General features: G+C 61.5%; 28 protein-coding genes. 16 read left to right on the top strand and 12 right to left on the bottom strand.

Annotated elements, in window-relative coordinates:
• Window positions 1-84 precede the first annotated feature (84 nt).
• From proB to AC4PS7_RS27965, 4 genes are all read left to right on the top strand, one after another.
• Entirely contained in the window at window positions 85-1,203 is a 1,119-nt protein-coding gene (gene proB / locus AC4PS7_RS27980; RefSeq protein ID WP_031290869.1) for a glutamate 5-kinase, read from the top strand.
• Between the two features lie 15 nt (window positions 1,204-1,218).
• Window positions 1,219-1,683 (top strand): CreA family protein, encoded by a 465-nt coding sequence (locus AC4PS7_RS27975; RefSeq protein ID WP_045791638.1) that lies wholly within the window; start codon window positions 1,219-1,221, stop codon window positions 1,681-1,683.
• 101 nt (window positions 1,684-1,784) lie between these two features.
• Complete coding sequence (locus tag AC4PS7_RS27970) at window positions 1,785-2,267, top strand: glutathione peroxidase (protein WP_010206483.1); 483 nt, start codon at window positions 1,785-1,787, stop codon at window positions 2,265-2,267.
• Window positions 2,268-2,488: 221 nt separating this feature from the next.
• Entirely contained in the window at window positions 2,489-3,592 is a 1,104-nt protein-coding gene (locus AC4PS7_RS27965) for an NADH:flavin oxidoreductase (protein ID WP_021492154.1), read from the top strand.
• Here the strand turns inward: AC4PS7_RS27965 and AC4PS7_RS27960 are convergent.
• Both AC4PS7_RS27960 and cysZ read right to left on the bottom strand, forming a co-directional pair.
• A complete protein-coding gene (locus AC4PS7_RS27960; RefSeq protein WP_252959824.1) occupies window positions 3,561-4,763 on the bottom strand; it encodes a glycosyltransferase family 4 protein in 1,203 nt (400 codons plus the stop codon). The genes AC4PS7_RS27965 and AC4PS7_RS27960 overlap by 32 nt on opposite strands.
• 54 nt (window positions 4,764-4,817) lie before the next feature.
• Window positions 4,818-5,585, bottom strand: a complete 768-nt coding sequence (cysZ, locus tag AC4PS7_RS27955; RefSeq protein WP_010206475.1) for a sulfate transporter CysZ — start codon at window positions 5,583-5,585, stop codon at window positions 4,818-4,820.
• 283 nt (window positions 5,586-5,868) lie between these two features.
• On the opposite strand from cysZ, the gene trxB reads away from it, so the two are divergent.
• Window positions 5,869-6,831: a thioredoxin-disulfide reductase gene (gene trxB, locus AC4PS7_RS27950; protein WP_010206474.1), complete on the top strand. Its 963-nt coding sequence runs from the start codon at window positions 5,869-5,871 to the stop codon at window positions 6,829-6,831.
• Window positions 6,832-7,017: 186 nt separating this feature from the next.
• Here the strand turns inward: trxB and AC4PS7_RS27945 are convergent, their stop codons facing one another.
• From AC4PS7_RS27945 to AC4PS7_RS27920, 6 genes are read right to left on the bottom strand one after another with little or no spacing between them, the layout of a single operon-like run.
• The gene (locus AC4PS7_RS27945; RefSeq protein ID WP_010206473.1) at window positions 7,018-7,356 is read right to left on the bottom strand and encodes a HopJ type III effector protein; all 339 of its coding nucleotides are present in this window, start codon (window positions 7,354-7,356) and stop codon (window positions 7,018-7,020) included.
• Window positions 7,349-7,645: a DUF1244 domain-containing protein gene (locus AC4PS7_RS27940; protein ID WP_010206472.1), complete on the bottom strand. Its 297-nt coding sequence runs from the start codon at window positions 7,643-7,645 to the stop codon at window positions 7,349-7,351. Before AC4PS7_RS27940 ends, AC4PS7_RS27945 begins: the two co-directional genes overlap by 8 nt.
• 23 nt (window positions 7,646-7,668) lie before the next feature.
• On the bottom strand, window positions 7,669-8,040 hold the full coding sequence (gene folX / locus AC4PS7_RS27935; protein ID WP_003176029.1) for a dihydroneopterin triphosphate 2'-epimerase: 372 nt from the start codon (window positions 8,038-8,040) through the stop codon (window positions 7,669-7,671).
• Window positions 8,041-8,042: 2 nt separating this feature from the next.
• On the bottom strand, window positions 8,043-8,597 hold the full coding sequence (gene folE, locus AC4PS7_RS27930) for a GTP cyclohydrolase I FolE (protein ID WP_010206467.1): 555 nt from the start codon (window positions 8,595-8,597) through the stop codon (window positions 8,043-8,045).
• 20 nt (window positions 8,598-8,617) lie between these two features.
• Window positions 8,618-9,328: a dihydromonapterin reductase gene (gene folM / locus AC4PS7_RS27925; RefSeq protein WP_044287863.1), complete on the bottom strand. Its 711-nt coding sequence runs from the start codon at window positions 9,326-9,328 to the stop codon at window positions 8,618-8,620.
• 57 nt (window positions 9,329-9,385) lie between these two features.
• Entirely contained in the window at window positions 9,386-9,943 is a 558-nt protein-coding gene (locus AC4PS7_RS27920; RefSeq protein WP_010206465.1) for an antibiotic biosynthesis monooxygenase, read from the bottom strand.
• Between the two features lie 216 nt (window positions 9,944-10,159).
• On the opposite strand from AC4PS7_RS27920, the gene AC4PS7_RS27915 reads away from it, so the two are divergent.
• Entirely contained in the window at window positions 10,160-11,110 is a 951-nt protein-coding gene (locus AC4PS7_RS27915; protein ID WP_492179859.1) for a MerR family transcriptional regulator, read from the top strand.
• 2 nt (window positions 11,111-11,112) lie between these two features.
• Here AC4PS7_RS27915 and AC4PS7_RS27910 read toward each other — a convergent pair whose 3' ends face one another.
• Together AC4PS7_RS27910 and AC4PS7_RS27905 are read right to left on the bottom strand one after the other, a co-directional pair.
• Window positions 11,113-11,718: a hypothetical protein gene (locus AC4PS7_RS27910; protein WP_047543853.1), complete on the bottom strand. Its 606-nt coding sequence runs from the start codon at window positions 11,716-11,718 to the stop codon at window positions 11,113-11,115.
• Between the two features lie 65 nt (window positions 11,719-11,783).
• The gene (locus tag AC4PS7_RS27905; protein ID WP_010206458.1) at window positions 11,784-12,251 is read right to left on the bottom strand and encodes a PAS domain-containing protein; all 468 of its coding nucleotides are present in this window, start codon (window positions 12,249-12,251) and stop codon (window positions 11,784-11,786) included.
• A gap of 137 nt (window positions 12,252-12,388) precedes the next feature.
• On the opposite strand from AC4PS7_RS27905, the gene AC4PS7_RS27900 reads away from it, so the two are divergent.
• Window positions 12,389-12,844 (top strand): flavodoxin, encoded by a 456-nt coding sequence (locus AC4PS7_RS27900; RefSeq protein WP_021492149.1) that lies wholly within the window; start codon window positions 12,389-12,391, stop codon window positions 12,842-12,844.
• On the opposite strand, the gene AC4PS7_RS27895 is transcribed toward AC4PS7_RS27900, so the two are convergent.
• A complete protein-coding gene (locus AC4PS7_RS27895) occupies window positions 12,825-13,721 on the bottom strand; it encodes a LysR family transcriptional regulator (RefSeq protein WP_137206600.1) in 897 nt (298 codons plus the stop codon). The genes AC4PS7_RS27900 and AC4PS7_RS27895 overlap by 20 nt on opposite strands.
• A gap of 98 nt (window positions 13,722-13,819) precedes the next feature.
• Between AC4PS7_RS27895 and AC4PS7_RS27890 the strand changes: the two genes are divergently transcribed.
• The 8 genes from AC4PS7_RS27890 to AC4PS7_RS27855 all read left to right on the top strand — a co-directional run bounded on the left by AC4PS7_RS27890 (window position 13,820) and on the right by AC4PS7_RS27855 (window position 24,117).
• A complete protein-coding gene (locus AC4PS7_RS27890; protein ID WP_010206454.1) occupies window positions 13,820-14,191 on the top strand; it encodes a CidA/LrgA family protein in 372 nt (123 codons plus the stop codon).
• Window positions 14,181-14,867: an LrgB family protein gene (locus AC4PS7_RS27885; RefSeq protein ID WP_010206453.1), complete on the top strand. Its 687-nt coding sequence runs from the start codon at window positions 14,181-14,183 to the stop codon at window positions 14,865-14,867. Before AC4PS7_RS27890 ends, AC4PS7_RS27885 begins: the two co-directional genes overlap by 11 nt.
• A gap of 149 nt (window positions 14,868-15,016) precedes the next feature.
• Window positions 15,017-15,799 carry a class II aldolase/adducin family protein gene (locus AC4PS7_RS27880; RefSeq protein WP_010206451.1) on the top strand — a complete coding sequence of 261 codons (783 nt, stop codon included), beginning with the start codon at window positions 15,017-15,019 and terminating at the stop codon, window positions 15,797-15,799.
• Window positions 15,799-16,704, top strand: coding sequence for an alpha/beta fold hydrolase (locus tag AC4PS7_RS27875; RefSeq protein WP_010206450.1), 906 nt, complete (start codon window positions 15,799-15,801; stop codon window positions 16,702-16,704). The genes AC4PS7_RS27880 and AC4PS7_RS27875 overlap by 1 nt, the downstream gene beginning before the upstream one ends.
• 173 nt (window positions 16,705-16,877) lie before the next feature.
• Window positions 16,878-17,789: an SDR family oxidoreductase gene (locus AC4PS7_RS27870; RefSeq protein WP_010206449.1), complete on the top strand. Its 912-nt coding sequence runs from the start codon at window positions 16,878-16,880 to the stop codon at window positions 17,787-17,789.
• Between the two features lie 483 nt (window positions 17,790-18,272).
• Window positions 18,273-20,063: a DUF1302 domain-containing protein gene (locus tag AC4PS7_RS27865; protein ID WP_492179858.1), complete on the top strand. Its 1,791-nt coding sequence runs from the start codon at window positions 18,273-18,275 to the stop codon at window positions 20,061-20,063.
• 26 nt (window positions 20,064-20,089) lie between these two features.
• Complete coding sequence (locus AC4PS7_RS27860) at window positions 20,090-21,448, top strand: DUF1329 domain-containing protein (protein WP_010206446.1); 1,359 nt, start codon at window positions 20,090-20,092, stop codon at window positions 21,446-21,448.
• A 167-nt stretch (window positions 21,449-21,615) separates the two neighbouring features.
• On the top strand, window positions 21,616-24,117 hold the full coding sequence (locus tag AC4PS7_RS27855; protein WP_492179857.1) for a LuxR C-terminal-related transcriptional regulator: 2,502 nt from the start codon (window positions 21,616-21,618) through the stop codon (window positions 24,115-24,117).
• Here AC4PS7_RS27855 and AC4PS7_RS27850 read toward each other — a convergent pair.
• Window positions 24,114-24,989, bottom strand: coding sequence for a helix-turn-helix domain-containing protein (locus AC4PS7_RS27850; protein WP_045791642.1), 876 nt, complete (start codon window positions 24,987-24,989; stop codon window positions 24,114-24,116). The genes AC4PS7_RS27855 and AC4PS7_RS27850 overlap by 4 nt on opposite strands.
• 138 nt (window positions 24,990-25,127) lie before the next feature.
• Between AC4PS7_RS27850 and AC4PS7_RS27845 the strand changes: the two genes are divergently transcribed.
• Entirely contained in the window at window positions 25,128-26,039 is a 912-nt protein-coding gene (locus tag AC4PS7_RS27845; RefSeq protein ID WP_492179856.1) for a DMT family transporter, read from the top strand.
• The last annotated feature ends 50 nt before the right edge of the window (window positions 26,040-26,089 follow it).

Raw genomic sequence — 26,089 nt, 5'->3', positions numbered from 1 at the left:
CTCCCTGGAGCGGCGTTTTAGTATCCGGGTTTAACGTTATGGGCCGCGCTGGGTCGCGCAGCCCTCAATCTAAGGTTGAAGATGATGCGGAGCAAAGTGACAGGTGCGCAGCGCTGGGTCGTAAAGATCGGCAGTGCGTTGCTGACGGCGGATGGCAAGGGGCTGGATCGTGCAGCCATGAGCGTCTGGGTCGAGCAGATGGTGGCCTTGCATGAGGCCGGTGTGGAGTTGGTGCTGGTGTCGTCCGGAGCGGTTGCCGCCGGGATGAGCCGCCTCGGTTGGACCGCGCGACCCAGCGCGATGCACGAACTGCAAGCCGCCGCCGCCATCGGCCAGATGGGCCTGGTGCAAGCCTGGGAATCCAGCTTCGCCGATCACGGCCGCCACACGGCGCAGATCCTGCTGACCCACGACGACCTGTCCGACCGCAAGCGCTACCTCAACGCCCGCAGCACCTTGCGCGCCCTGGTGGAGCTCAAGGTCATTCCGGTGATCAACGAGAACGACACCGTGGTCACCGACGAAATCCGTTTCGGCGACAACGACACCCTGGCCGCCCTGGTGGCCAACCTGGTGGAAGCCGATCTGCTGGTGATCCTTACCGACCGCGACGGCATGTTCGACGCCGACCCACGCAACAACCCCGACGCGCAGTTGATCTACGAAGCCCGTGCTGATGACCCGGCACTGGACGCCGTGGCCGGCAGCGTTGGCGGCGCTCTGGGCCGTGGCGGCATGCAGACCAAGCTGCGCGCGGCGCGCCTGGCGGCACGTTCCGGTGCGCACACCATCATCGTCGGCGGGCGCATCGAGCGCGTGCTGGACCGCCTGAAGGCCGGTGAGCGCATCGGTACGCTGTTGTCGCCAGAGCGCGGCATGTTGGCGGCGCGCAAACAGTGGCTGGCCGGTCATCTGCAAACCCGTGGCACCCTGGTGCTGGACGATGGCGCAGTGTCTGCGCTGTCCCAAGGCAACAAAAGCCTGCTGCCGGTCGGCGTCAAGTTGGTGCAGGGCAGTTTCCGCCGTGGCGAGATGGTGGTATGCGTGGCGCCGGATGGTCGTGAGATTGCCCGCGGCCTGGCCAATTACAGCGCCCTCGAAGCACAGAAAATCATTGGACAATCCTCTGATGCGATTGTCGGACTCTTGGGTTACATGGCCGAACCAGAACTGGTTCACCGCGATAACCTGATCCTGGTCTAAACAAAGGAATACACAATGCGTGTCATGAAAGGATTGTTCGGCCTGCTGCTGGCCATGCCGTTGTTGGCCTGCGCCGAAGAAGTCGGCCAGGTGTCTACGGTGTTCAAGTTTGTCGGCCCCAACGACCGGATCGTCGTTGAAGCCTTTGATGACCCCAAGGTCGACGGCGTGACGTGCTACCTGTCTCGCGCCAAGACCGGCGGCGTCAAAGGCGGCCTGGGCCTGGCCGAAGACCGCGCTGAAGCCTCGATCGCCTGCCGTCAGGTTGGCCCGATCCGCTTCAAGGGCGAGCTCAAGGATGGCGACGAAGTGTTCAAGGAGCGCACCTCCCTGGTGTTCAAGACCATGCAGGTGGTGCGCTTCCTCGACAAGAAGCGCAACACCCTGGTTTACCTGGTATACAGCGACCGCCTGATCGAAGGCAGCCCGCAGAACGCCGTGACAGCGATTCCGATTTTGCCCTGGCCGACCGCTCAGTAACCTGCAGGCGAGTTTTGCAACGGGCGTCTATGATTGCAGGCTTGCGGGTTGTAATCTCGACGTGCCGCAATGCGAAGAACATGGGATATCTGGAGTTCGTCATGAGTGCTTTCCACGACCTGAAACTCAAAGCTTTGGACGGACAAGAGCTGCCGCTGGCGCCCTTCAAGGGGCGGGTGGTACTGGTGGTCAACGTGGCCTCCAAATGTGGCTTGACCCCGCAATACGCCGCGCTGGAAAACCTCTACCAGCAATACAAGGACCAAGGCTTTATCGTGCTTGGCCTGCCGTGCAATCAATTTGCAGGCCAGGAACCGGGCACCGAGGAAGAAATCCAGGAATTCTGCAGCCTGAATTACGGGGTGACCTTCCCGTTGGGCAGCAAGCTTGAAGTCAATGGGCCTGATCGTCATCAGCTGTACCGCTTGCTGGCAGGCGAGGGGGCCGAGTTTCCTGGGGATATCACCTGGAACTTCGAGAAGTTCTTGCTGGGCAAGGATGGGCGAGTGCTTGCACGATTCTCCCCGCGCACTGCGCCGGATGATCCGACGATCGTCCAGGCCATCGAAAAAGCCCTGACCTGAATACTTCCCCTTGTAGCACCGAGCTTGCTCGCGAAAAGCCTGAGCGCGCTACGTTCACCCAGAATGTCCCGGGTTATCGTTGGCGATTTTCGCGAGCAAGCTCGCGCCTGCAGTGATCAAGGCGCTTTTACCCTTTAATCACTCAGATCAATAGTGCTGTTCAGGTTCGCCCACGGTCAATATTATCCACATCATAAACCCCGTCTTCCGTGGAGTGCCCCATGCCCGTCCAAGCCTTGTTCAAACCCTTCCAGCTCGGTGCATTGCAACTGTCGACCCGTGTCGTCATGGCGCCGATGACCCGTTCGTTCTCGCCTGGTGGCGTACCCAGTTCCAGCGTGATCGAGTACTACCGCCGACGCGCCGCTGCCGGCGTGGGCCTGATCATCACCGAAGGCACCGTGGTCGGCCATCAAGCCTCGAATGGTTACCCCAACGTGCCGCACTTCTACGGTGAAGCTGCTCTGGCTGGCTGGAAGAACGTCGTCGACGCGGTACACGCCGAAGGCGGCAAGATCGTCCCGCAGCTGTGGCATGTGGGCAGCGTGCGTCGGATCGGCACCGAGCCGGATGCCAGCGTGCCGGCCTATGGCCCGATGGAAAAACTCAAGGATGGCAATGTGGTCGTGCACGGCATGACCCATCAAGACATCAAGGAGGTGATCAATGCCTTCGCCCAAGCCGCCAAGGATGCCCAGAGCATCGGCATGGACGGCGTTGAAATCCACGGCGCCCATGGCTATTTGGTCGATCAGTTCTTCTGGGAAGGCAGCAACCAGCGGACTGACGAATACGGCGGCAGCCTGGCCAACCGTTCGCGTTTTGCCATTGAGCTGATCCAGGCCACCCGCGCCGCGGTCGGCCCGCAATTTCCGATCATCTTCCGTTTCTCCCAATGGAAGCAGCAGGACTACACCGCGCGCCTGGTGCAAACCCCAGAAGCCCTGGGCGAATTCCTCAAGCCACTGGCCGACGCGGGCGTGGATATTTTCCACTGCTCCACGCGTCGTTTCTGGGAGCCGGAGTTCGAAGGTTCCGACCTTAACCTGGCCGGCTGGACACGTCTGCTCACCGGCAAGCCGACCATCACCGTGGGCAGCGTCGGCCTGGACGGCGAGTTCCTGCAGTTCATGGTCAACACCGACAAGGTCGCGCAACCGGCCAGCCTGGAGAAACTGCTGGAGCGCTTGAACAACGATGAGTTCGACCTGGTCGCTGTGGGCCGTGCGCTGTTGGTCGATCCGGATTGGGCAGTGAAGGTGCGTGAAGGCCGTGAGGGCGACATTCTGCCGTTCAGTCGTGAGGCGTTGACGACCCTGGTGTAAGCGGCGACAGGGCGGGCACCGGGTGCCCGTCCTTGCAGACCCCGCGCAGTTGTCGCTCAAACTGCTCGATAATCGCCGGCCAACCCTGGCGGCTCGCATGTTGACGCGCATTCAGGCGCATGCGGCGCAGACTTTCAGCGTCCTCCAGCAGCCAGTTGGCCGCCTCGCAAAACGCGTTCTCGTCCCCCGGCATCGCTAATACACCGTTGTAGCCATGGCGAATATGCTGGGTCGCGGCGGCTTGGTCGTAGGCCACCACACCCAGCCCCGACGCCATTGCTTCCAGCACAACGTTGCCGAAGGTTTCGGTCAGACTGGGGAACAGAAACACATCGCCTGACGCGTAATGCCGCGCCAGTTCCTCACCGCGCAAGGTCCCGCAGAAGATCGCCTCTGGCAGCTCCTTCTCCATCGTCGCGCGTTGCGGGCCATCACCGACGATGATCAGTTTCATCTGGCGCAGTGGATAGGTGTCCTGCAACGTCTCGAAGCAGCGCTTGAGCAGCCCCAGGTTTTTTTCCTGCGCCAGCCGGCCCACATAGAGCACGGCGGTTTGCTCGCTGTTTAGTGCCCAGCTTTCCCGCAGCGCGTTATCGCGTTTGGCAGGATGGAACAGCTGGCTGTCCACGCCGCGTGACAACATGCCCAGGCGCTCGAAATGCCGGCGTTCCAGCTCCAGGCGCTGGCTGGCGCTGGGCACCAGGGTCAGGGTCGAGCGGTTATGAAACCAGCGCAGGTAGTGGGTGACCATCCGGCTCAGCAGGCTCAAGCCGTATTGGTTGGAGTACTGCTGGAAGTTGGTGTGAAAACCGCTGACCACGCTGATCCCCAGGCGGCGTGCGGCGCGCAGGGCGGACAGGCCCAGTGGCCCCTCCGTGGCGATGTACAGCACGTCCGGGCGCTGACGGGTCCAGCGCCGCAGCAACTTGTGCATCGACGACTGCCCCCATTGCAGGCCTGGATAACCCGGCAGCGGCCAGCCACGGCACAGCAGCAACGCATCGTCGCTGGGGCGGCTCTGGTCGACGCCTTGGCGCGGGCGCACCAGTTCGACTTGATGGCCACGGGCACGCAAACCCTCGCACAGGCGACCAAGGGTATTGGCCACCCCGTTGATCTCTGGCGGGAAGGTTTCGGTAATAAGGGTGATGTGAAGCGAAGCTGTCGTCATGACCCACAGTCTCGCCGTGGGCCATGTCGTCATTGTGTCATCGAGATGATGGATTTATGACTGGGTCACTTTCTGCTGCTGTGCCATCGCCTCGGCCCCTTGTTCACGTACCCAGAACAACGTGGCTCCCGCCACCGCGGCCGGCATCATCAACAGGTTGACCACCGGCACCAGCAGCACCAGGTAGACGATCCCGCCGAAGCTCATGCTCTGCCAGCGTTTCTGCCGCAACCAGGCGAGCATTTCGTTCCAGCCCAGTTTGTGGTTGTCCGCCGGGTAGTCGATGTATTGGATCGCCATCATCCACACGCCGAACAGCAACCACAGGGGGGCGGCGATCAGGTTGACCACCGGAATGAACGACAGGATAAACAGGCCGATGGCCCGGGGCAGGAAATAGCCCAGCTTGCGCATCTCGCGAGCCAGGGTGCGCGGGACCATGGCGATCAACTCGCCCCAGCTGAAGGCCGGGAAGTCATCGGTGCCGCGCACCACCACTTCTACCTTCTCCGAGAGAAAGCCGTTGAAGGGCGCTGCGATGATGTTGGCGAGCATGGTGAAGGTGAAAAACACCATCAGCACCACCAGCACGACGAACAGGGGCCAGAGCAGGTAATTCAGAAAACCCAACCAGCTCGGCAGCGTCGGCATCAGATGGTCGACCCACAAACTGAACTGATGGCCGGCGAAATAGATCAAGCCGACGAACAACACCAGGTTGATCGCCAGCGGCAGCAGCACAAATAGGCGCAAGCTGGGACTCAACACCAGTTTGAGGCCTTCGCGCAGGTATTGCGGGCCGGAAAGAGCGGGGGCGGGCATGGAGAACTCCGAACAAGGGGACGAACGCGCCGACCTTACCGGCTTTGCATCTTGGGCGAAAGCGGCGACATCAGCAGTAACAAAGGCATCGATCAATCTAGCCGACTGCATAGAGACCACCTATGAGCTGGATTGTTATTCCGTATTTCCTTAATCTTGCCCCCCTCGATACGCTGCACCCATTATTTTTCAGGGCCTGCGAGTTCAAGCCTTCCCCAAGTGCTTCGTGGTCCCTTTTTTATTCCAGCCGCCTTGTAGTCCAGGTGGTCGATAGGAGTGAGTCATGTCTGATACCCGTCATTCGCGAGTGATTATTCTCGGTTCCGGTCCTGCCGGTTACAGCGCTGCCGTTTACGCTGCCCGGGCCAACCTCAAGCCACTGCTGATCACCGGCATGCAGGCGGGTGGTCAGCTGACCACCACCACCGAAGTCGACAACTGGCCGGGCGACGTCCACGGCCTCACCGGCCCGGTGCTCATGGAGCGTATGAAAGAACACGCCGAGCGCTTCGAAACCGAGATCGTGTTTGATCACATCAACCAGGTCGATTTCTCCAAGAAGCCTTACAGCCTGACCGGCGACAGCGGCGTGTACACCTGTGACGCGTTGATCATCGCTACTGGCGCCAGCGCCCGTTACCTGGGACTGCCGTCGGAAGAAGCGTTCATGGGCAAGGGCGTTTCCGCCTGCGCGACCTGCGACGGTTTCTTCTACCGCAACAAGCCAGTCGCCGTGGTCGGTGGTGGCAACACTGCCGTGGAAGAAGCACTGTACCTGGCCAACATCGCCAGCACCGTGACCCTGGTTCACCGCCGCGAGACCTTCCGCGCCGAGAAGATCCTGATCGACAAGCTGCACGCCCGTGTGGCTGAAGGCAAGATCATCCTCAAGCTCAACGCCACCCTGGACGAAGTCCTGGGCGACAACATGGGCGTGACCGGTGCCCGCCTGAAGAACAACGACGGCAGCTTCGACGAGCTGAAAGTCGACGGCGTGTTTATCGCCATCGGCCACACTCCGAACACTTCGCTGTTCGAGGGCGTGCTGGAAGCCAAAGACGGTTACCTGGTCGTTCAGGGCGGCCGCGAAGGCAATGCCACTGCCACCAACATCGAAGGTATCTTCGCTGCCGGTGACGTGGCCGACCACGTCTACCGCCAGGCCATCACCTCGGCCGGCGCCGGTTGCATGGCGGCACTGGATGCCGAGCGTTACCTCGACGGTTTGAAGGACGCTTCGTTCTAAACCGTTGAAACGAAAAAACCGGCTGAGAGGCCGGTTTTTTTATGCGCGCAATTCAAGTCGCACCACAGTTTCGATGTGTCAACCCAATCACTGTGGGAGCTGGCTTGCCTGCGATAGCGTCGTGTCAGCCACCACGGCCATCGCGGGCAAGCCCGGCTCCCACATTAACCGGGTTATCAAATTGAATCAGCGGCGGGTCAGTGGCTGCGCGGCAAACTTCACCCCAGCCAGCCCATGTTTGATCAGCGCCCGGATATTGCCATGGTCGCTGCCCTCAGGCGTCGCCAGCACCGAACGGTAATGCTCGCCAAACGCCAGCAGCGCTTCCTGGTCGCTCAGGCCTTCCAACAGGGCCAAACCCAAGGTCTTGCACGAACCTTCGTTCTGCCCAGCGGCGTTTTCCACGTCGCCATTGGTAAAGGCTTGCGGCTGGTAGTCATAACCTGCGGCGACAAAGGCCAGCGTATCGGCAAAAACGTGTTCGCCGCTGTCGAGGCTGGCGCGCAGGGTGTTCAAATCAGTCATGGGTTTTTCCTTTGGCGAACGCCGCCTGTTGGTCGGCGCTGGCTTCTTTCTGGTATTGGGCTTTCCACTCGGCGTACGGCATGCCGTACACCACTTCACGGGCGTCATCGAGGCTCAGCTCGATCTGGCGCTCGTCGGCCTCGGCCTTGTACCACTTGGACAAGCAGTTTCGGCAGAAGCCCGAGAGGTTCATCAGGTCGATATTCTGCACATCCTTGCGGCTGTCCAGGTGCGCCACCAGCCTGCGGAAGGCAGCGGCTTCGAGTTCGAGGCGTTGTTGGTCGTTCATAGGGCTCACTGACAATTCAGGGGTTAGCGGCTGGCCGCCAGGGTAATCGACACCGACTCGGCAAAGCGCAGCGCATGGGGCTTGTCCACTTCGACTTCGGCGTACAGCACCGACTCATTGCTCATCACCAGGTCCAGCAGCTCCTGGGTCAGGCGCTCCAGCAAGGCAAAGCGGTTGCCCTCGACGTGGGCAATGATCGCCTTGGTGATGGTGCGGTAATTCAAGGCGTGGTCAATGTCATTGTCGCGCACGGCTTCCTGGGCGGCATACAGGATGGTCAGGTTGATCAGCACATCCTGCTTGTTGAGGATCTCGTCCTCGTTGATGCCGATGTAAGTGCGCAGGCACAGGTCCTTGACCCGGATGCGCGCCATGCCTGGTTGAAGTTGTGGCATTGCTACTTGCTCCGTCCGATCAGTTGCAGGAACTCCATGCGCGTGGTGTTCGACTCGCGGAACGCGCCGAGCATCACCGAGGTGTTCATGGTTGAATTCTGTTTTTCCACACCGCGCATCATCATGCACATGTGCTGGGCTTCGATCACCACGGCCACGCCGGCGGCCTGGGTCACGTCCTGGATTGCGTCGGCGATTTGCCGCGTGAGGTTTTCCTGGATCTGCAGGCGCCGAGCGTACATGTCGACGATGCGCGCCAGCTTCGACAGGCCCAACACCTTGCCGGTGGGGATGTAGGCCACGTGGGCCTTGCCGATGAAGGGCAGCAGGTGGTGTTCGCACAGCGAGTACAACTCGATGTCCTTGAGGATCACCATCTCGTCATTGTCAGAGGTGAACAGCGCGCCGTTGACGATGTCTTCAAGGCTCTGCTCGTAGCCGTGACACAGGTACTGCATGGCCTTGGCAGCGCGCTTGGGCGTATCGAGCAAGCCTTCGCGCTCCGGGTCTTCGCCCAGGCCTTTGAGGATTTCGCGGTAGTGGTGGGGCAGGGTCATACAACATCCTCACAAACGGCTTACTTGATATGCCGCCCGCCGTTGACGGTCAGGGTGGTACCGGTGACATAAGGGTTGTCCAGCAGGTAACGCACGCTCTGGTAGATCACCTCGGGCCCGGGCTCGATGCCCAGTGCCGACTTGGCCAGCACCTTGGCGCGATAGTCTGCGTCGTCGCCGTCGTTGAACATCACCATCGCCGGCGCGATGCCGTTGACCTTGATCAGCGGCGCGAACTGTGCGGCAAACGACAACGTGAGGCTGTCGAGCCCGGCTTTGGTGGCGCAATACGCGATGTGCTGGCGGCTGCCCTTGCGCACCACGTCATCGCTGATGTGCACAATGTCGGCGGGGGAAGAGCGTTGCAACAAGGGTGAACAATGCAGGTTGATCAGGTACGGCGCAAGCATGTGCACGCTGAACATGTCGGTAAAGGCGCGGCTTTCGTCGTCGGGCGTTTCGGCGATCCAGGCCGAGGCGTTGTGAATGATCGCGCGCAGGCTCTGGGTATGGGTGTTCAATTCAGCGATAAACGCCAGGATACCGGCCTCACTGGAGAAGTCGGCAAACACCCCCACTGCACCACGTGCGCGCAGGGCTTGCACGCCGGGTCTCTCGCTGCGGTAGCTGAAAATCACCGGGTGGCCTTCATCCAGCAGGCGCTGGGCGCAATGCAGGCCGACACGCTGGCCGGCGCCGGTGATCAGGATCGGGGCGTTCGTTGCAGTCATGGGAGGCTCGAGTCGCTGGCAGATTGAAACTATACCAGCGACCGGGCGCCCCTGTACTCACGCGGCGGCTTCAGCGACCTTGCGTGGCGGGGAGGGATGCAGCCAATTGGCTAACAGATGCGTCGACAGCGGGATGAACCAGTACACCATCAGCGGCGTCAGGGCCATGGTGCTGACCAGTACGCGCGGCGCCAGGTCGAGTCCGTTGAGCAAGGGCCCCAGGACGAAGTTGAACAGCAGCGACACCGGGAAAAACGCCAGCCAGATCGCCACTGCCTGCTTCCAGCGTGGAGGGCGGGCGCCGACTGCGCCAAACCAGCCATCGATACCACGTACGCGGTGCTCGGACGGGTCTGCAAACAGCTCGCTGCCACGGCTCAACCAGGCGCTGCGGGAAGCCGAAAACTCCCAGGCATGCAGAGTCTGTTCATCGGCGAAGCGGAAAATGATCTGGAATTCATCATCGTTGGGCGGCGGTGCAAGGACACCCGAGCCCAGGTAGCCGGGAAAGTCCGTGGCCAATTGCTCGCCTTCGCGCAGCCAGGCCATCAGTTCTTCGTAGCGCCCTTTGGCCACGCGGCGCGCAACCATCAAGGTGACGGGAGAGGTAGACATTGTGTATCTCCAAATAAGGGGGCACGTGACCGGGTAGGTACGGCACCAGGTGCAGTCGCGGGGTGATGCGGCTGCGCCTTGAAAAAGCAGGCAAGGATTATTCCTGTTTTAGTGAAATACGCCAGACACTTCTGTCGGTTCGCTGCGCAGCTTGAATCGTTCAATCGAAAAAGCGTTAAATGGGACCCAAATCGACATGGATGTTCTTGACCTCTGATGCCCGAAACTATTGCTCCGCAGCGCGAAACAACCACTGACCGCACCGCTGTTTCCGATGATCTTTTGCCGATTCGCGAAGTCGCTCGGCTAACGGGCGTCAACCCGGTCACCCTGCGGGCGTGGGAGAGACGGTACGGCCTCATCCAGCCGATCCGCACCGAAAGTGGGCATCGTTTGTACTCGCGCACCGATATCGACACGGTGCACCGCATTCTCGACTGGATCGAACGCGGCGTCGCGGTGAGCAAAGTGGGCAGGATCCTCGCGCGCGGCGAGCCGCTCCGCGAACCCGGCACGGTTTCTGAAGAGGGTGTGGAGTGGGCTCAGTGGCACGGGCAATTGCGCAACGCAATCAGCGCGTTCGATGACTGCCAACTGGATCGGCTGTACGGCCAGATTTTTTCCGCCTACCCGCTCGCCGTGGTCTTTCAAGACATTCTCATGCCGCTCTGGCAGGAATTGTTGCGTCATCAAGGGCGCTTCGGCCAGGCCAGCGAGTGGCTGTTCTTCGATAATTTCTTGCGTTCACGCACCGCGCAACGTCTGCAGGTGTTAGCCGCCGCGCCGCTGCCTCGGGTTCTGCTGGCCGCCATTGCCGGGGAATGCCGCGAGCTGGAGGTGTTGGTGGCAGGCCTGCTGCTGACCGGTGAAAAGCTCGCTGTAAAGATCCTGGGTGTGGGCCAGCCATTCGACGAACTGACACTGGTCTGTGAGAAGACCCATCCGCAAGCCTTGGTGCTGTTTTCCAATCGCGCCCCCAGCAATGAGCTGCCGTCGCGGCTCAAGCGGCTGGCGCTGACCATCGATTGTCCATTGCTGCTGGCCGGTGACGCCGCGGACTTGGTGCAGGAACGCCTCGCTGGCTCGTCAATCGGCTGCCTGGGCAATGATGGCCCGCTGATGCAGCGGCGCTTGCAGCAATTCCTGAGCGGTGGCCTGGATACCTGATATCAGGCGTGCACTTCAGGATGAGCGAGGCGGTGCTGGTGCAGGATGAAATGGCGCAGGCGCTCGGTTTCATCGGCGACGTCTTGGCTGAGCCGATAAGCGAACAGGCCGCGTGCGGTTTCCCGTTCGAACGTTCCGCGCACCGCGATGCGTTCGTAACCCGAAGGGCTGAACCATAGGGAAAAGGTTTTCGGCGGCTTGATCCGGCCGCGAATTTCTACCAGCACACCCTTGAATGACACCTCATGTACCCACAGCGCGCCCGGGTTGCCCCTGACATTTTCCAACGCCACCGGGGTCTCGAGTGCGAGGCGCCACGGCCGGATCATTGGCCCGTCCTCGAAAATACTCGGCACGCCCAGGCGCAGGTGAACGGCATGAAACTCATCTTCCACCAAGTGCAGTGGGAAGGTGAGCTGCTGGTTGTCGAACTGCGCCTGGATGGTGACGTGGTCGTGGGCCGCCAGGCGAGTGAGGAGGTCGCGAATCTGCGCACCGCCGTTGACCGTCAAGCTCGACGATGCATCACGCAGGTTCAATTGCGGATTGTGCTGCAGGGTCTGGATGAAATCCAACTCGTCCTGCGTCAGGAGTGCATCGCGTCGCATGGGGCTTGCTCAACGGGGGGGCGGGAGGTGCTAAAACGCCATTATCCTCTTAATGAGCGTTTTTTCTAATTTTTGTTAGATCCACTCGTCGCTTTGAGTGCCGCCAGTTCAGCCTTGAGTTCTGCGACTTGCGCCTCCAGTTGAGCCACGCGCTGCTGGGCTTTGACCTGAACCGTCACGTCTTTTTGCACGCCGACGAAATACGTTTGTTTGTCCGCCGGGTTGTAAGTGGTGGACAGCGACAGCTCATTCCAGAAGTGCGTGCCGTCCTTGCGGTAGTTGCGCAAGGTTTCGCGGCAGCTTTCGCCGGCGCTGAGGGCCTCGCGAATGGCGATCAGAGCGGGCTGGTCGCGGTCACCGGACTGCAGGAAACGGCAATCCTGGTAGAGGATCTCGTCGCGGGTGTAGCCGGTGAGGCGCTCGAAGGCCGGATTGACGTAGATCAGCGGCAGGTCCTTGCCTTCCCGTTCGGCGATAACGATGCCGTCATTCGAGGCATCAATGACCATTTGCATCAATTGGGCATTAATCATTCAGGTGGATCCATCCATTTGAGGAGTCGCAAGTTTAAGACAGCGTGGCAATCTTTCCAGCGGGCGTGACGTTTTTTTGTAGGGGGCGGTCGAGCTGCTAATATCCCACGCTTTCGCTCAACCACAGGATCAGATTGATGAAAGTCGCCATCCTTTCCGGCTCGGTCTACGGCACTGCTGAAGAAGTCGCCCGCCACGCTGCCGATATCCTCAATGCCGCCGGTTTTGAGGCCTGGCATAACGCTCGCGCCAGCCTGGCGGATGTACAGGCGTTTGCGCCGGACGCATTTCTGGCGGTGACCTCCACCACGGGCATGGGCGAGTTACCCGACAATCTGCAACCTCTGTACTCCAGCATTCGCGACCAACTGCCCGCCGCCTGGCGCGGCCTGCCGGGTGCGGTAATCGGCCTGGGCGACGCCAGCTATGGCGATACCTTCTGCGGCGGCGGCGAGCAAATGCGCGAGCTGTTTAGCGAACTGGGCGTGCGCGAAGTGCTGCCGATGCTGCGCCTGGACGCCAGCGAAAGCGTCACCCCGGAAGCCGATGCCGAACCGTGGCTGGCCGAGCTGGTCACTGCACTGCGCGGCTGACCGGAAACTCGCGCAACAACGCCAGCCAGGCCTGGGCGGCTTTTGACAGATACGCGCCCTCACGCCAGGTAAACGCAATGTCCCAGCGCAGGTAGTCGGGCGCCTTCAAGGTGAGGCGCACCACGCCCGGTCGCAACAGTCCACGGGCGACCACGCTGGGCAGCAGCACCACGCCCTGGCCGGCTGCGACCAGGGCGGCGAGGAAGTCAGCCTGGCCGCTGCGGCCGATTTCCCTCGGGGTGAAGCCCACCTGCTGGCAGGCCTGGATCAACCGATCATTGAGCACAAAGCTGCGCTGGTACATCAGAAACGGGGTGTCCGCCAGTTCCTCCAGGCGCACTTGGGCATTCTGCGCCAGGGGATGGTCCATCGGCAGCAGGGCGTCGAGCGGTTCATCGCAGAAGGCTTGTCGGGCGAAGGCCGGATCACTTGAGTTCAGGCAGCCGCCGACATCCAGTTCACCATTGAGAATCGCCTGTTCGATCGTGCGACTGCCACCTTCCAGCAACTGGATGGTGACGTTCGGGTAGCGCCTGCGGTACTCGGCAAACAGCCCGGCGAACAAGATATCGCCCGCCAGTAGCGGCAAACCCAGGCGCAACTCGCCACGGGTCAGTTGCTGCATATCATCCAGCTCACTGAGCAATTCCGTCTGCAAACGCAGCATGGCTTCAGCCCGTTGCAGCACCACCTCCCCGGCGGCGGTCAGGCGGATGTGCGAACCGGTACGTTCCAACAGCGGCGTGCCCAGGCTTTGTTCCAATTGCGCGACTTGTTTACTGACGGCGGATTGACTGATGTGCAGGGTTTTCCCGGCCTGAGTGAAGCCGCCCCGGTGGATCACTTCGACAAAGCTGCGCAGTTGTTTGAATTCCATGCCTTCAATTCCAAAGTGGAATAGCTGACAGTCTAACAATTCGCTGTGGGGATGGGGCAGGTCTCTCTAAAATGAAGGCCTGCGAGGACCCAAAGCCCATGAAACGTTTCACCCGTTTGTTGATTGAACTGATCGCACTGCTGGCCATTTACCTGCTCGGTTGCCAGCTGGCCGTATGGCTGACGCTGCCGATCCCCGGTGGCGTGGTGGGTTTGGGACTGCTGCTGGCAACCTTCGCCAGCGGACTGATCAAGCCGGCTGCCCTGCAATTGGGGGCCGGTGTGTTGATGGCTGAGATGCTGCTGTTCTTCATTCCCGCGCTGATGAGCCTGCTGGACTATGGCGGCCTGTTGCGCAATGACGGCTGGCGCATCCTGCTGGTGATTGGCCTCAGCACCCTGGCAGTCATGCTGGTGACCGCGTTCACCGTCGAACTGGTGTGCCGTTGGAAGCTGCGCCATGAAGTTTGAACTGATGCCGGTGTTCTGGCTCGCCTTGACCTTGAGTGCTTATATCTTCAGCCGCTGGATCTACCGCCGCACCGGGCGTTACCTATTGTCACCACTGATCCTGGTACCGGTGCTATTGCTGGCCGTGGCCGTGCCGATGAACACCGCCTACGCCGAATACTCTGCCGACACCCATTGGCTGATGCTTGTGCTTGGCCCGGTGACAGTGGCGTTCGCGGTGCCGATCTGGCAACAGCGCAAGTTGCTGGCGCGTTACTGGTCGGCCTTGTTGCTGGGCATGATCGCGGGCAGCGCAGCGTCCATTGCCACCTCGTTCGGTTTGGCCAAGGCCCTGGCGTTGGATCCCTCGGTAGCCCTGTCCCTAGTGCCACGCTCCATCACGACACCGTTCGCCATGCCGGTGTCCTCCGACCTTGGCGGCGTGCCGGAACTGACGGCTGTGTTTGTGATGTTCACCGGCGTGTTCGGCGCCATGCTCGGCGGTGTGCTGCTGAAGTGGTTGCCGCTGCGCACACCCTTGGCGCGCGGTGCGTTATTCGGCGTGGGCGCCCACGGCGCGGGCGTGAGCCGTGCCCATGAGGTGGGCGGCGAAGAGGGCTCCGTCGCAGGCTTGGTGATGGTGCTGACGGGCCTGCTCAACCTGTTCGCCGCGCCTTTATTGGCGGCACTTCTCTGACATTGCGAGTACGAGATTGAACTATCCTCAACCCTGACTCGCACGGTCATCAAGCTGGCTGCCAAGGCAACTCCGGCAGCCTCAAGGTCTGACTAGACTGGCCCATCACTCAAAAAACAATAAGAAAATGCGCCAAGGAGGTCGTTGCCGTGAGCCTAGCCCCCGTTCTATCGCCACAGAATGTCAAAGATCAGGTCAGCGCCGCCGAGTGGCAAACCCGCGTCGACCTGGCAGCCTGTTATCGCCTGGTGGCGATGCACGGTTGGGACGACCTGATCTTCACCCATATCTCGGCCAAAGTGCCGGGCACCGATGACTTCCTGATCAATCCTTATGGGCTGATGTTCCATGAGATCACCGCATCGAGCCTGGTCAAGGTCGATCAGGCCGGCAACAAGCTGATGGACAGCCCCTACGAGATCAACCCGGCGGGCTATACCATCCACAGCGCCATCCATGAAGTGCGCCACGATGTAACCTGTGTGCTGCACACCCACACCGCCGCAGGGGTCGCAGTGGCGGCGCAGAAACAAGGCGTGTTGCCGATCAGCCAGCAGTCGATATTCGTGCTGTCGAGTCTGGCCTATCACGCCTACGAAGGCGTGGCGCTGAACCACGAAGAGAAGGCCCGCTTGCAGGCCGACCTGGGCGAAAACAATTTCCTGATGCTGCACAACCACGGCTTGCTGACCTGCGGCAGCACCATCGCCGATACCTTCTTGATGATGTTCACCTTCCAGCGCGCCTGCGACATCCAGGTGTTGGCGCAAAGCGGTGGCGTTGAACTGATCAACATCGGGCCGCAGATTCTCGCCGGCGCCAAGGCAATGGTGGCGGCGGTCACAAAGAGCGCACAAGGCATGGGGGGCGCGCTGGCCTGGCCGGCGTTGCTGCGCAAACTGGACAGCCTCGATCCCGGGTATAAAACCTGATGCCACTTACCGAGATCCCGCTCAGCGCCTGGCGCAAACGCAGCCAGACGTTCGACTTCCACGGCCGCACCCTTCGTTACTGGGTGGCGGGGCAGGGCGAACCGTTGCTGCTGATCCATGGCTTTCCCACCGCCAGCTGGGACTGGCACTACCTGTGGCAGCCCCTGGCCCAGCGCAATCTGGTGATTGCCTGCGACATGCTCGGTTTCGGCGACTCGGCCAAGCCACTGGATCACGGTTATTGCCTGCTGGAACAGGCAGATTTGCAGCAGGCACTGCTGGCACATTTGCGCGTAGAGCAGCCGGTGCATGTGCTGGCACACGACTACGGTGACAGCGTCGCCCAGGAACTGCTGGCCCGGCATTACGAAGGGCGCTTTCACATGGCCAGTTGCGTGTTTCTCAACGGTGGGCTGTTTCCCGAAACCCATCGCCCGGCACTGGTGCAAAAACTCTTGCTCAGCCCGTTGGGCTGGATGATCGGCCGCGCCTTCGGGCGCAATGCCTTGGCGAACAGTTTCAGCCAGATCTTCGGCCCCAATACCCGCCCCAGCGAAAGCGCCCTGGATGATTTCTGGAGCCTGATCGACTGCCATGACGGCACACGCATCCTGCACAAACTCATTGCGTATATCCCTCAGCGCGGGCGTATGCGTGAGCGTTGGGTGGCGGCGATGCAACGCGATGGAGTGCCGCTGCGAGTGATCGATGGCGAGATGGACCCGATCTCGGGCGCTCATATGGTGGAGCGTTATTGCGAGTTGGTGCCCCACGCCGACACGGTGCTGTTGGCCAATATCGGGCACTACCCGCAGATCGAGGCGCCGGTGCAGGTGCTCAAGCATTACCTGGCGTTTCGCGAGCGCATTGCTGGCCCGGTGAGGGAGCTGGCGTACCTGCGATAGCGTCGCGGCGATTCAACTCAAAGGTCGAGGCGCTTGCATCGTCGTTACGCCCGTTCCCACATGATCATCCCTCTGCCTTATCGAGCACCATTCAGGCTCAGCCGTGGTTATTGTGACCATGGCCCCCGTGCCTGACACTCGACCCATTCCCATTGTCGCCATTGGAGTTCGGTATGAGTGAGTCAGTGCAGTTTCAGGATAAGGTCGTGATCGTCACCGGTGCCGGCGGCGGGTTGGGCCGTGCCCATGCGCTGCTGTTCGCCAAACATGGCGCAAAAGTGCTGGTCAACGACCTGGGCGGTTCCACCCAGGGCGAAGGCGCCAGTGCCTCGGCCGCCGACCGCGTGGTGGCTGAGATTCGCGAAGCCGGCGGCATCGCCGAAGCCAATCATGACTCTGTCACCGACGGTGACAGGATTGTGCAGAATGCCCTCGACGCCTTTGGCCGTATCGATGTGGTGGTCAACAACGCTGGCATTCTGCGCGACAAGACCTTCCACAAAATGGACGACAGCGACTGGGACCTGGTTTACCGGGTGCACGTCGAAGGCGCCTACAAAGTCACCCGTGCCGCCTGGCCCCATCTGCGTGAGCAGGGTTACGGCCGGGTGATCTTCACCGCGTCCACCTCGGGCATCTATGGCAACTTCGGCCAGTCCAACTACGGCATGGCCAAGCTGGGTCTGTATGGGCTGACGCGCACCCTGGCGCTGGAAGGCCGCAAGAACAACATCCTGGTCAACGCCATTGCTCCCACCGGCGGCACGCGCATGACCGAAGGCCTGATCCCGCCGCAGGTGTTCGAGCGCCTCAAGCCGGAGTTGGTCAGCCCATTGGTGGTGTACCTGGGCAGCGAAGCCTGCCAGGAAACCTCGGGGTTGTTTGAAGTCGGCGGCGGCTGGATTGGCAAGACCCGCTGGGAGCGCAGCCTGGGCGTGGGCTTTGATCCGGAGGCGGGCTTCTCGCCCGATGACGTGGCGGCGCATTGGCAACAGATCTGCGACTTCGAGGGGGCAGCGCACCCCAAGGACAATATCGAAGCGCTGAAGGAGATGATGGCCAATTTGCAGAGATACAGCCTGTGATCGTTGCTTGAAAAAGCTTGAATCCTACGGGGCGCTGATGGCGCCCCGTTTTATTCCAGGCATAAAAAAGGCCGCTGCATAGGCAGCGGCCGAAGTAGACGTTGGATCAAGGAGCGACAAATCAACGTCAGTGAACACCGGTAATAGACTGAAAACAGTCATCAATCTATGTAAATCTGGCTTTCCTTCCGGTTGAGGAAGCGGGCCGTTTGCCCTGAAAGCCCGATAAGAATAGCCGCTTGTAACAAAATGAGTAATGCCGATTCGTGACAAGGACTGTTGCTGAATCAGCAACAGTTTCGACGTTCTCCATACATTCCCCTGATAACCCGCCATCCATCCAATGCATGCCTGCGCCCGGAGCCCCGGCCAGAGCGCTCAGTCATCCTTTTGAGTGACAACACGAATCCCTCCTTGGTGCGCTTATCGCTCCTGATGGGCGGCAGTAGGGTGGGGCCTTCTGTCACTCACCGGGGAAGACGCATGACAAGAACAACAATGCGCGCCATCTTCAGGCCACAGGCGCTGGCCGCTGCGGTTGCGTTGGGTTGCTGTGCTCAGGCACAGGCTGTTTCATTCAACATTGGCGAGATCGAAGGGCAATTCGATTCTTCGCTGTCGGTGGGTGCGAGCTGGGGCATGCGCGACGCCGATAAAAAGCTGGTGGGCACCGTCAACGGCGGTACCGGCCAGGCGTCTACCGGTGATGACGGGCGCTTGAACTTCAAGAAGGGCGAAACCTTCTCCAAGATCTTCAAGGGCCTGCATGACCTTGAGTTGAAGTACGGCGACACGGGTGTATTCGTGCGCGGCAAGTACTGGTACGACTTTGAACTGAAGGATGAAGACCGCGAGTTCAAACCGATCAGTGACCACAACCGCAAGGAAGGCGCCAAGTCCAGCGGTGCGCAGATTCTGGATGCCTTCGTCTATCACAACTATTCGCTGGGTGATCTGCCGGGCACCGTGCGAGCGGGCAAGCAGGTGGTGAGCTGGGGCGAAAGTATCTTCATCGGTAACTCCATCAACAGCATCAACCCGATTGATGTGTCGGCGTTCCGCCGTCCGGGGGCCGAGATCAAGGAAGGGCTGATTCCGGTCAACATGCTGTTCGCGTCCCAGAGCCTGACCAATCAGCTGACGGTCGAAGGTTTCTACCAGTTGGAGTGGGACCAGACGGTGCTGGATAACTGCGGCACCTTCTTTGGTGGCGACGTGGCAGCGGACGGCTGCACCAACAACTACACCGTCGGGAACCCGGCAATCAGGCCATTGCAGCCTGTGGCGGCGGCGTTCGGCCAAGGATTTGGCGCGACCAGTGAAGGGGTCATCGTACGTCGCGCCGGCGACCGTGATGCACGGGATTCCGGCCAGTTCGGCGCCGCCCTGCGCTGGCTGGGGGACGACACCGAGTACGGCCTGTACTTCATGAACTACCACAGCCGCACGCCAACGGTGGGGACCATCACCAACAACACCAGCCTGGCCACCCTGGGTGCTATTTCCGGCACCGCCAACGGCATCGTGCCCGGCTCCGGCGCGGGCTTGGTCCAGAGCCTCATGCTCGGCCGTGGCCAGTACTACTTGGATTACCCGGAAGACATCCGCTTGTTCGGCGCCAGCTTCTCCACCACCTTGCCCACCGGCACCGCGTGGACCGGTGAGATCAGCTACCGGCCCAATGCCCCGGTGCAACTCAATACTACCGATCTGACCCTGGCCCTGATCAACCCCGTCGCCGGCCAGCTGGCCTCACCCATCCGCAGCAACTTCGGCGACGACAACAAAGGCTATCGCCGTAAAGAGATCACCCAGATCCAAAGCTCCATGACCCAGTTCTTCGACCAGGTCCTGGGCGCCGAGCGCCTTACGGTGGTCGGTGAAGCGGCCATCGTGCACGTCGCAGGCCTGGAAGATAAAAGCAAACTGCGTTACGGCCGGGACTCGGTGTACGGCGCCTACGGTTTCCAGGGTGACACCGACGGTTTTGTCACCTCCACTTCCTGGGGTTATCGCGCGCGGGCGATCCTCGACTACAACAACGTGATTGCCGGGATCAACCTCAAGCCCAACCTGTCTTGGTCCCATGACGTCGCCGGTTATGGCCCCAATGGCCTGTTCAACAAGGGCGCCAAGGCCATCAGCGCAGGGGTCGACGCGGACTACCGCAACACCTACACCGCCAGCCTCAGCTACACCGACTTCTTTGGCGGCGACTACAACACCCTGACCGACCGCGACTTCCTCGCCCTCAGCTTCGGCGTGAACTTCTGATCTGGCTTAAACAAGGACAAACATCCATGCGTAAGACAATTGCAGTGTTGGCCCTGAGCCTGTTGGCCGCCAACGTGATGGCAGCGGTGTCGCCGGAAGAGGCGGCCAAGCTGGGCTCCACCCTGACCCCGGTGGGCGCCGAAAAAGCCGGCAACGCCGACGGCTCGATTCCGGCGTGGACCGGCGGCATTCCGAAAAATGCCGGTGCGGTGGACAGCAAGGGCTTCCTGGCCGACCCGTTCGCCAGTGAAAAACCGCTGTTTGTGATCACCGCAGCCACCGTCGACAAGTACAAGGACAAACTCTCCGACGGCCAGGTGGCGATGTTCAAGCGCTATCCCGAGACCTATAAGATCCCGGTGTACCCAAGTCACCGCACGGTCAACCTGCCGCCGGAGATTTACGAGTCGATCAAGCGCAGTGCGCTGAACGTCAAGCCGATCAACGATGGCAACGGCCTGGAAAACTTCACCGGCAATCGCTACTACGCCTTCCCGATTCCCAAGAATGGCGTGGAAGTGCTGTGGAACCACATCACCCGTTACCACGGCGGCAACTTGCGGCGCATCATTACCCAGGCCACGCCGCAGACCAACGGCAGCTACACGCCGATCCGCTTCGAAGAGGAAGTGGCGGTGCCGCAGTTGATCCCGGACATGGACCCGGCCAAGGCGGCCAACGTGCTGACCTTCTTCAAGCAGTCGGTGACGGCCCCGGCGCGCCTGGCGGGCAACGTGCTGCTGGTGCATGAAACCCTCGACCAGGTAAAGGAGCCGCGCCTGGCGTGGATCTACAACGCCGGCCAGCGTCGCGTACGCCGCGCACCGCAAGTGGCGTATGACGGTCCGGGCACGGCCTCCGACGGTCTGCGCACCTCGGACAACTTCGACATGTTTTCCGGTGCCCCGGACCGCTACGACTGGAAGCTGGTCGGCAAGAAGGAGATGTACATTCCCTACAACAGCTACAAGCTCGACCAGCCGACACTCAAGTACGACGACATCATCAAGGCCGGCCACATCAATCAGGACCTGACTCGCTATGAGCTGCACCGCGTGTGGGAGGTGGTGGGCACGGTCAAGCCGAGTGAGCGGCATATCTACGCCAAGCGCCACATGTACATCGATGAAGACAGCTGGCAGGTGGCGCTGGTGGATCACTACGACGGCCGTGGCCAACTGTGGCGTGTCGCCGAGGGGCATGCGCAGTTCTACTACAACCACCAGACCCCGGCGTATACCGTGGAAACGCTGTACGACATCATCGCCGGGCGCTATATCGCGCTGGGCATGAAGAACGAGGAGAAGAGCAGTTTTGTGTTCGGTTTCAATGCCAAGGCGGCGGACTACACGCCAGCGGCATTGAGGGCTGAAGGCGTGCGCTGATCCCGATGTGAAATGCCCCCCACTGTGCGAGCGTGTTCGCACAGTGGGGGTGTATGCCTTGAATTTTATGCCCGCCAATCACCCTGCTGAATACTTCTTCAACAACCGCCGACCACAGGACTAGGGTAGGTGCCAGGTTGCATAACAATAAAAAGCAGGATGCAGCAATGACCGCCATGACCCGCTGCCTGGACCGTCCTGGATTCATGCCTCGGCTGTCCGCCCACCATCTGTTGCGCCCACGCTTGGCCGAGCCTTTGCTGGCGGCGCAGGTGAGGGTCAAGTTGTTGTGCGCGCCCGCTGGCAGTGGCAAAAGTGCGTTGTTCGCCGAATGCGCGCTACAGGCACCCAAGGATTGCCCGGTGCACTGGTTGCCGCTCAACGGTATTGCCCTGAGCCCCCTCGATCTTTGCCAGCGCCTGGCGCAGAACCTCGACCTGCCGTTCATCGATGAAGCGACACTGCTGTCGGACCTTGCGCGTTGGCAGGCCCCGGCGTGGGTGTTCCTTGATGACTTCTGCCGTTTGCCCGCGCCGGACACCGACGCCTTGCTCGATCGCCTGTTCACCGCCAGCAGCCCGGCGCTGACTTGGTGGCTGGGCACGCGGCGGCGCCCGCTGTGCAACTGGCCACGGCTGCTGCTTGACGATGAATTGCTGGAGTGCGGCGCAGACCTGGCGTTCAGCCCGGTCGAGATCCAGCAGCTGCTCACTTATGCGCCAGGGCAGTCCGTCGACCAGGTGCTGCAGTTCAGCGCCGGCTGGTGTGCCGGTGCACGCATTGCCTTGCTGGGTGACGGCCACCCGGAAAAGACCTTGCTCGATTACTTGCAACACGAACTGTTCAGTACCTTGCCACCCGAACTGGCCGAAGCCTGGCGCGTACTGGCCCATCTGCCGCGCTTCAATGCGGGATTGTGCGAGCACCTGTTCGGCTTTGGCGACGGTGATCAATATCTGCACGATCTGCAGGCCCTCGGCGCGTTTATCCAGCCCTGGGAAGACACCGAGTGGCTGCAGGTCTTTCCACCACTCGCCGATTTGCTGCGTGATGAGCCTTGGCCGGCCAAACGTTCATGGCACCGTCGCGCCTGCCAATGGTTCACCGCCGAACAGGACTGGCAGGCTGCGTTTGAACACGCACTGCTCGCCGAAGAATATGAAGTGGCGGTGAGCCTGTTGCAGCACTTCAGTTTCGAGGACCTGTTCCGCCAGCAGAACGCGATGCTGCTGTTGCGCCTGCATGAACAGCATGGCGATGAACTGATGCTCGGCTCGGCGCAGTTGGTCGGGTTGCTGACGGCGGCGTTGCTGTTCGCCGGGCGCTTCGAGCAAGCCGCGCAATGCATCCACCAACTGGCGCGGTTCGCGCCGCAGCCGACGGCGGCGAAACAGCGTTATCTGCTGGCCCGCTGGCAGGCGCAGTGGGGCTGGTTGCTGCATCTGGGCGGTGATGCCGAGCGCTCGCGGGAGCATTTCCTCGAAGCGCTACACGCCTTGCCCGACAGCGCCTGGACGTCGCGACTGATGTGCCTCTCGGGCCTGACCCAGCAAGCCTTGCTGCGCGGTGAGCTGGACGTGGCCCAAGGCCTGAGCCGCGAAGCCTTGTGCCTGGCCCGCGCCCATGGCTCGTTGCTGCTCGAGGCCTTGTTGGAGCTGGACCACGCGCAACTGCTGGAACAGCGTGGTGCCCCCTACCGGGCCCAGAGCCTGTTGGAAAATGTGCAGGCGATGTTGCTCAAGCAGCGCCTCAAGGCCGGGCCCTTGGTCGGGCGCATCGCCTTGAGGCGGGGGCATCTGGCGTTGCGCCAGGGGCAGGACAGCCTGGCTGCCGAGTGTTTCGAGGCGGGCTTGAAGATGTGCCTGCACAGCCAGGACAAGCGCGTGCTCTATGGGTTTCTCGGCCTGGCATTGCTGGCCGCCAACCGCGGTGACTACGCCCAGGCCTTTGTGCAGCTGCGCGACGCCGAACGGTTGATGCAACAACGTCAGGTGCCGGACACGGTGTATCGCGCGGTGTTGCTGCTGGTCAGTGGGCATTTCTGGTTGCAGCAGGGCCGTGCCGAACTGACGGTGGAAGCGGTGCGCCGCGTGCTTCGCCACTTTCGTGGGCCCCAGGCCAAACAGGCCCCGCCCGCCACCCTGGAATTGGTGCCGCGCCTGGAGTATCTGCTGGTGCTGGCTGAAGTGAAGCTGGGGGGTGCCGATCAACCCGTGGCACGGCTCACGGCCTTGCTGGAAACCGCCCATCAGCGCGGCATGCTCTGCCTGGAAACCGAACTGCGCCTGGTGCTGGGCGAAGTGGCCTGGCAAGTCGGCGACTGTGCGCTGGCGCGCCGCTCGCTGCAAACCGGGCTGGAGTTGGCCGCGCGTTGCCAGGTGCAACAGGCGATTCGCGAACTGCGGTTGCGATCGCCGGGGTTGTTGAGTGAACTGGGCATGGAGCCGCAAGCGCCCGTCTCGGGTGCGGTAGAGAGTCCACTCAGTCAGCGCGAGCTGGAGGTGCTGCAGTTGATCGCGCTGGGCAACTCCAACCTGGAAATCGCCGACCGCCTGTTTATCTCCCTGCATACGGTCAAGACCCACGCGCGGCGTATCCACAGCAAGCTCGGTGTGGAGCGACGCACGCAAGCAGTGGCCAAGGCCAAGACCCTGGGGTTGATGGCCTAGGCGCAGAACGCCTGGCGGTATTCGCCGGGGGTGGCACCCATGGCCTGGCGAAAGCGATGGGTAAAGTGGCTGGCGCTGGAGAACCCGCACATCAAGGCGATTTCACCCAAGGGCAGGGCGCCACTGCGCAGCAGTGCCTGGGCGCGGGTGAGGCGGCGCGCCAACAGGTATTGATGGGGCGGCAGGCCGAAGCTTTGGCGGAACATCCGTGCGAAATGGTATTCCGACAGCGCGCACATCCCGGCCAATTGACCCAGGCTGATCGGGTCTTCCAGATGCTGGTCAATGTACTCCGCCAACCGCCGTCGCTGATGTGCCGCCAGCCCGCCTTTCAACCTCAGCCCTTCGCGGGCGCCGACCTGGCTGAGCAGGGTGTGGCTGAGCATTTCATGGGCCAGGCTGCTGGTCAGCAGGCGCTCGGCGGGCTCGTGCCAGTTCAGTGCGATCAACTGGTGAAAGCGCCGGGCCTGGCTGGCATCTTCCAGAAAGGTGCTTTCGCGCAGTTGCAGGGTGCGCGGTTCGCGGTCGAGCAAGGTGACGCAGCCCAGGGCGAATTGCTCCGGGCTGAAGTACACATGGGCCAGGCGGATTTCGCCGTTGATCACCCAGGCTGACTGATGCTCGGCGGGCAGGATGCACAACTTGTCCGGCCCGCCCTTGGTGCCTGGCTGGTCGCGCCGAAACGTGCCGGTGCCGCCGCCGATGTAGCACGACAAGGTGTGATGACTGGGCGCCTGGTAATCCTGGGCATCGTGATGGTTGCTCCACAAGGCCGCAGACAAGCCGTCACCGAGCTCGGCGCAGGCTTCAAGGCGTGCATTGGGCGAGCGGTTAAGGGCTTGAAAGACTTGCAGGGATTCCAGATCAGGCATGGTTCGTACTCTCCGACGCCTTGCATCCTACTCCGCGCGGCGGACGCTGTGCGCCCACCGCCCGACAAAAGCGCAAGATTGTGCAAGAGCGCGCGATGGGTCGCAGGCCACACTGTGGCTCAATCGATGGAGCCCGCTATGAACCTTTCCCTGTATTTACTCACCGTGTTGATCTGGGGCACCACTTGGATTGCCCTCAAGTGGCAACTGGGCGTGGTGGCAATCCCCGTGTCCATCGTTTATCGCTTTGGCTTGGCGGCGCTGGTGTTGTTTGCGCTGTTGTTGCTTAGCCGTCAGTTGCAGGTGATGAACCGGCGTGGGCACTTGATCTGCCTGGCCCAGGGGCTGTGCCTGTTCTGCGTCAACTTCATATGTTTTCTGACGGCCAGCCAGTGGATTCCCAGTGGGTTAGTGGCGGTGGTGTTTTCCACGGCCACGCTGTGGAACGCGCTGAATGCCCGGGTGTTTTTCGGCCAGCGGGTGGCGCGTAATGTGTTGATGGGCGGCGGGCTCGGCTTGATGGGCTTGGGCCTGCTGTTCTGGCCGGAACTGGTGGGGCATGCCGCCAGCCCGCAGACCTTGCTCGGTTTGGGGTTGGCGTTGCTCGGGACCCTGTGTTTCTCGGCGGGCAACCTGTTGTCGAGCCTGCAACAGAAGGCCGGGCTCAGGCCGCTGACCACCAATGCCTGGGGTATGGCGTATGGTGCGGCGATGCTTGGGACCTATTGTGTGGTACGCGGGATTCCCTTCGAAATGGACTGGAGTGCACGCTACATCGGCGCGCTGTGGTACCTGGTGATCCCAGGTTCGGTCATCGGCTTTACCGCGTACCTGACCCTGGTCGGGCGCATGGGACCGGAGCGCGCCGCTTATTGCACCGTGCTGTTCCCGGTGGTGGCGCTGAATGTGTCGGCGTATGCCGAGGGGTATCAGTGGACGGCGCCGGCATTGGCGGGGTTGGTGTTGGTGATGGTGGGGAATGTGTTGGTGTTTCGGCGGGTGAGGGTGGTTCAGGCTGTGAATCCGGTCCTCCAGGCAAAACAAATTTAATGTGGGAGCAGGCAAGCCAGCGCCCACATTCGAATAGTGTTGTCTCCTGC

The sequence above is a fragment of the Pseudomonas sp. DW-iso3 genome (assembly GCF_058725305.1).
This window is presented reverse-complemented; position numbering and strand designations above follow the sequence as displayed.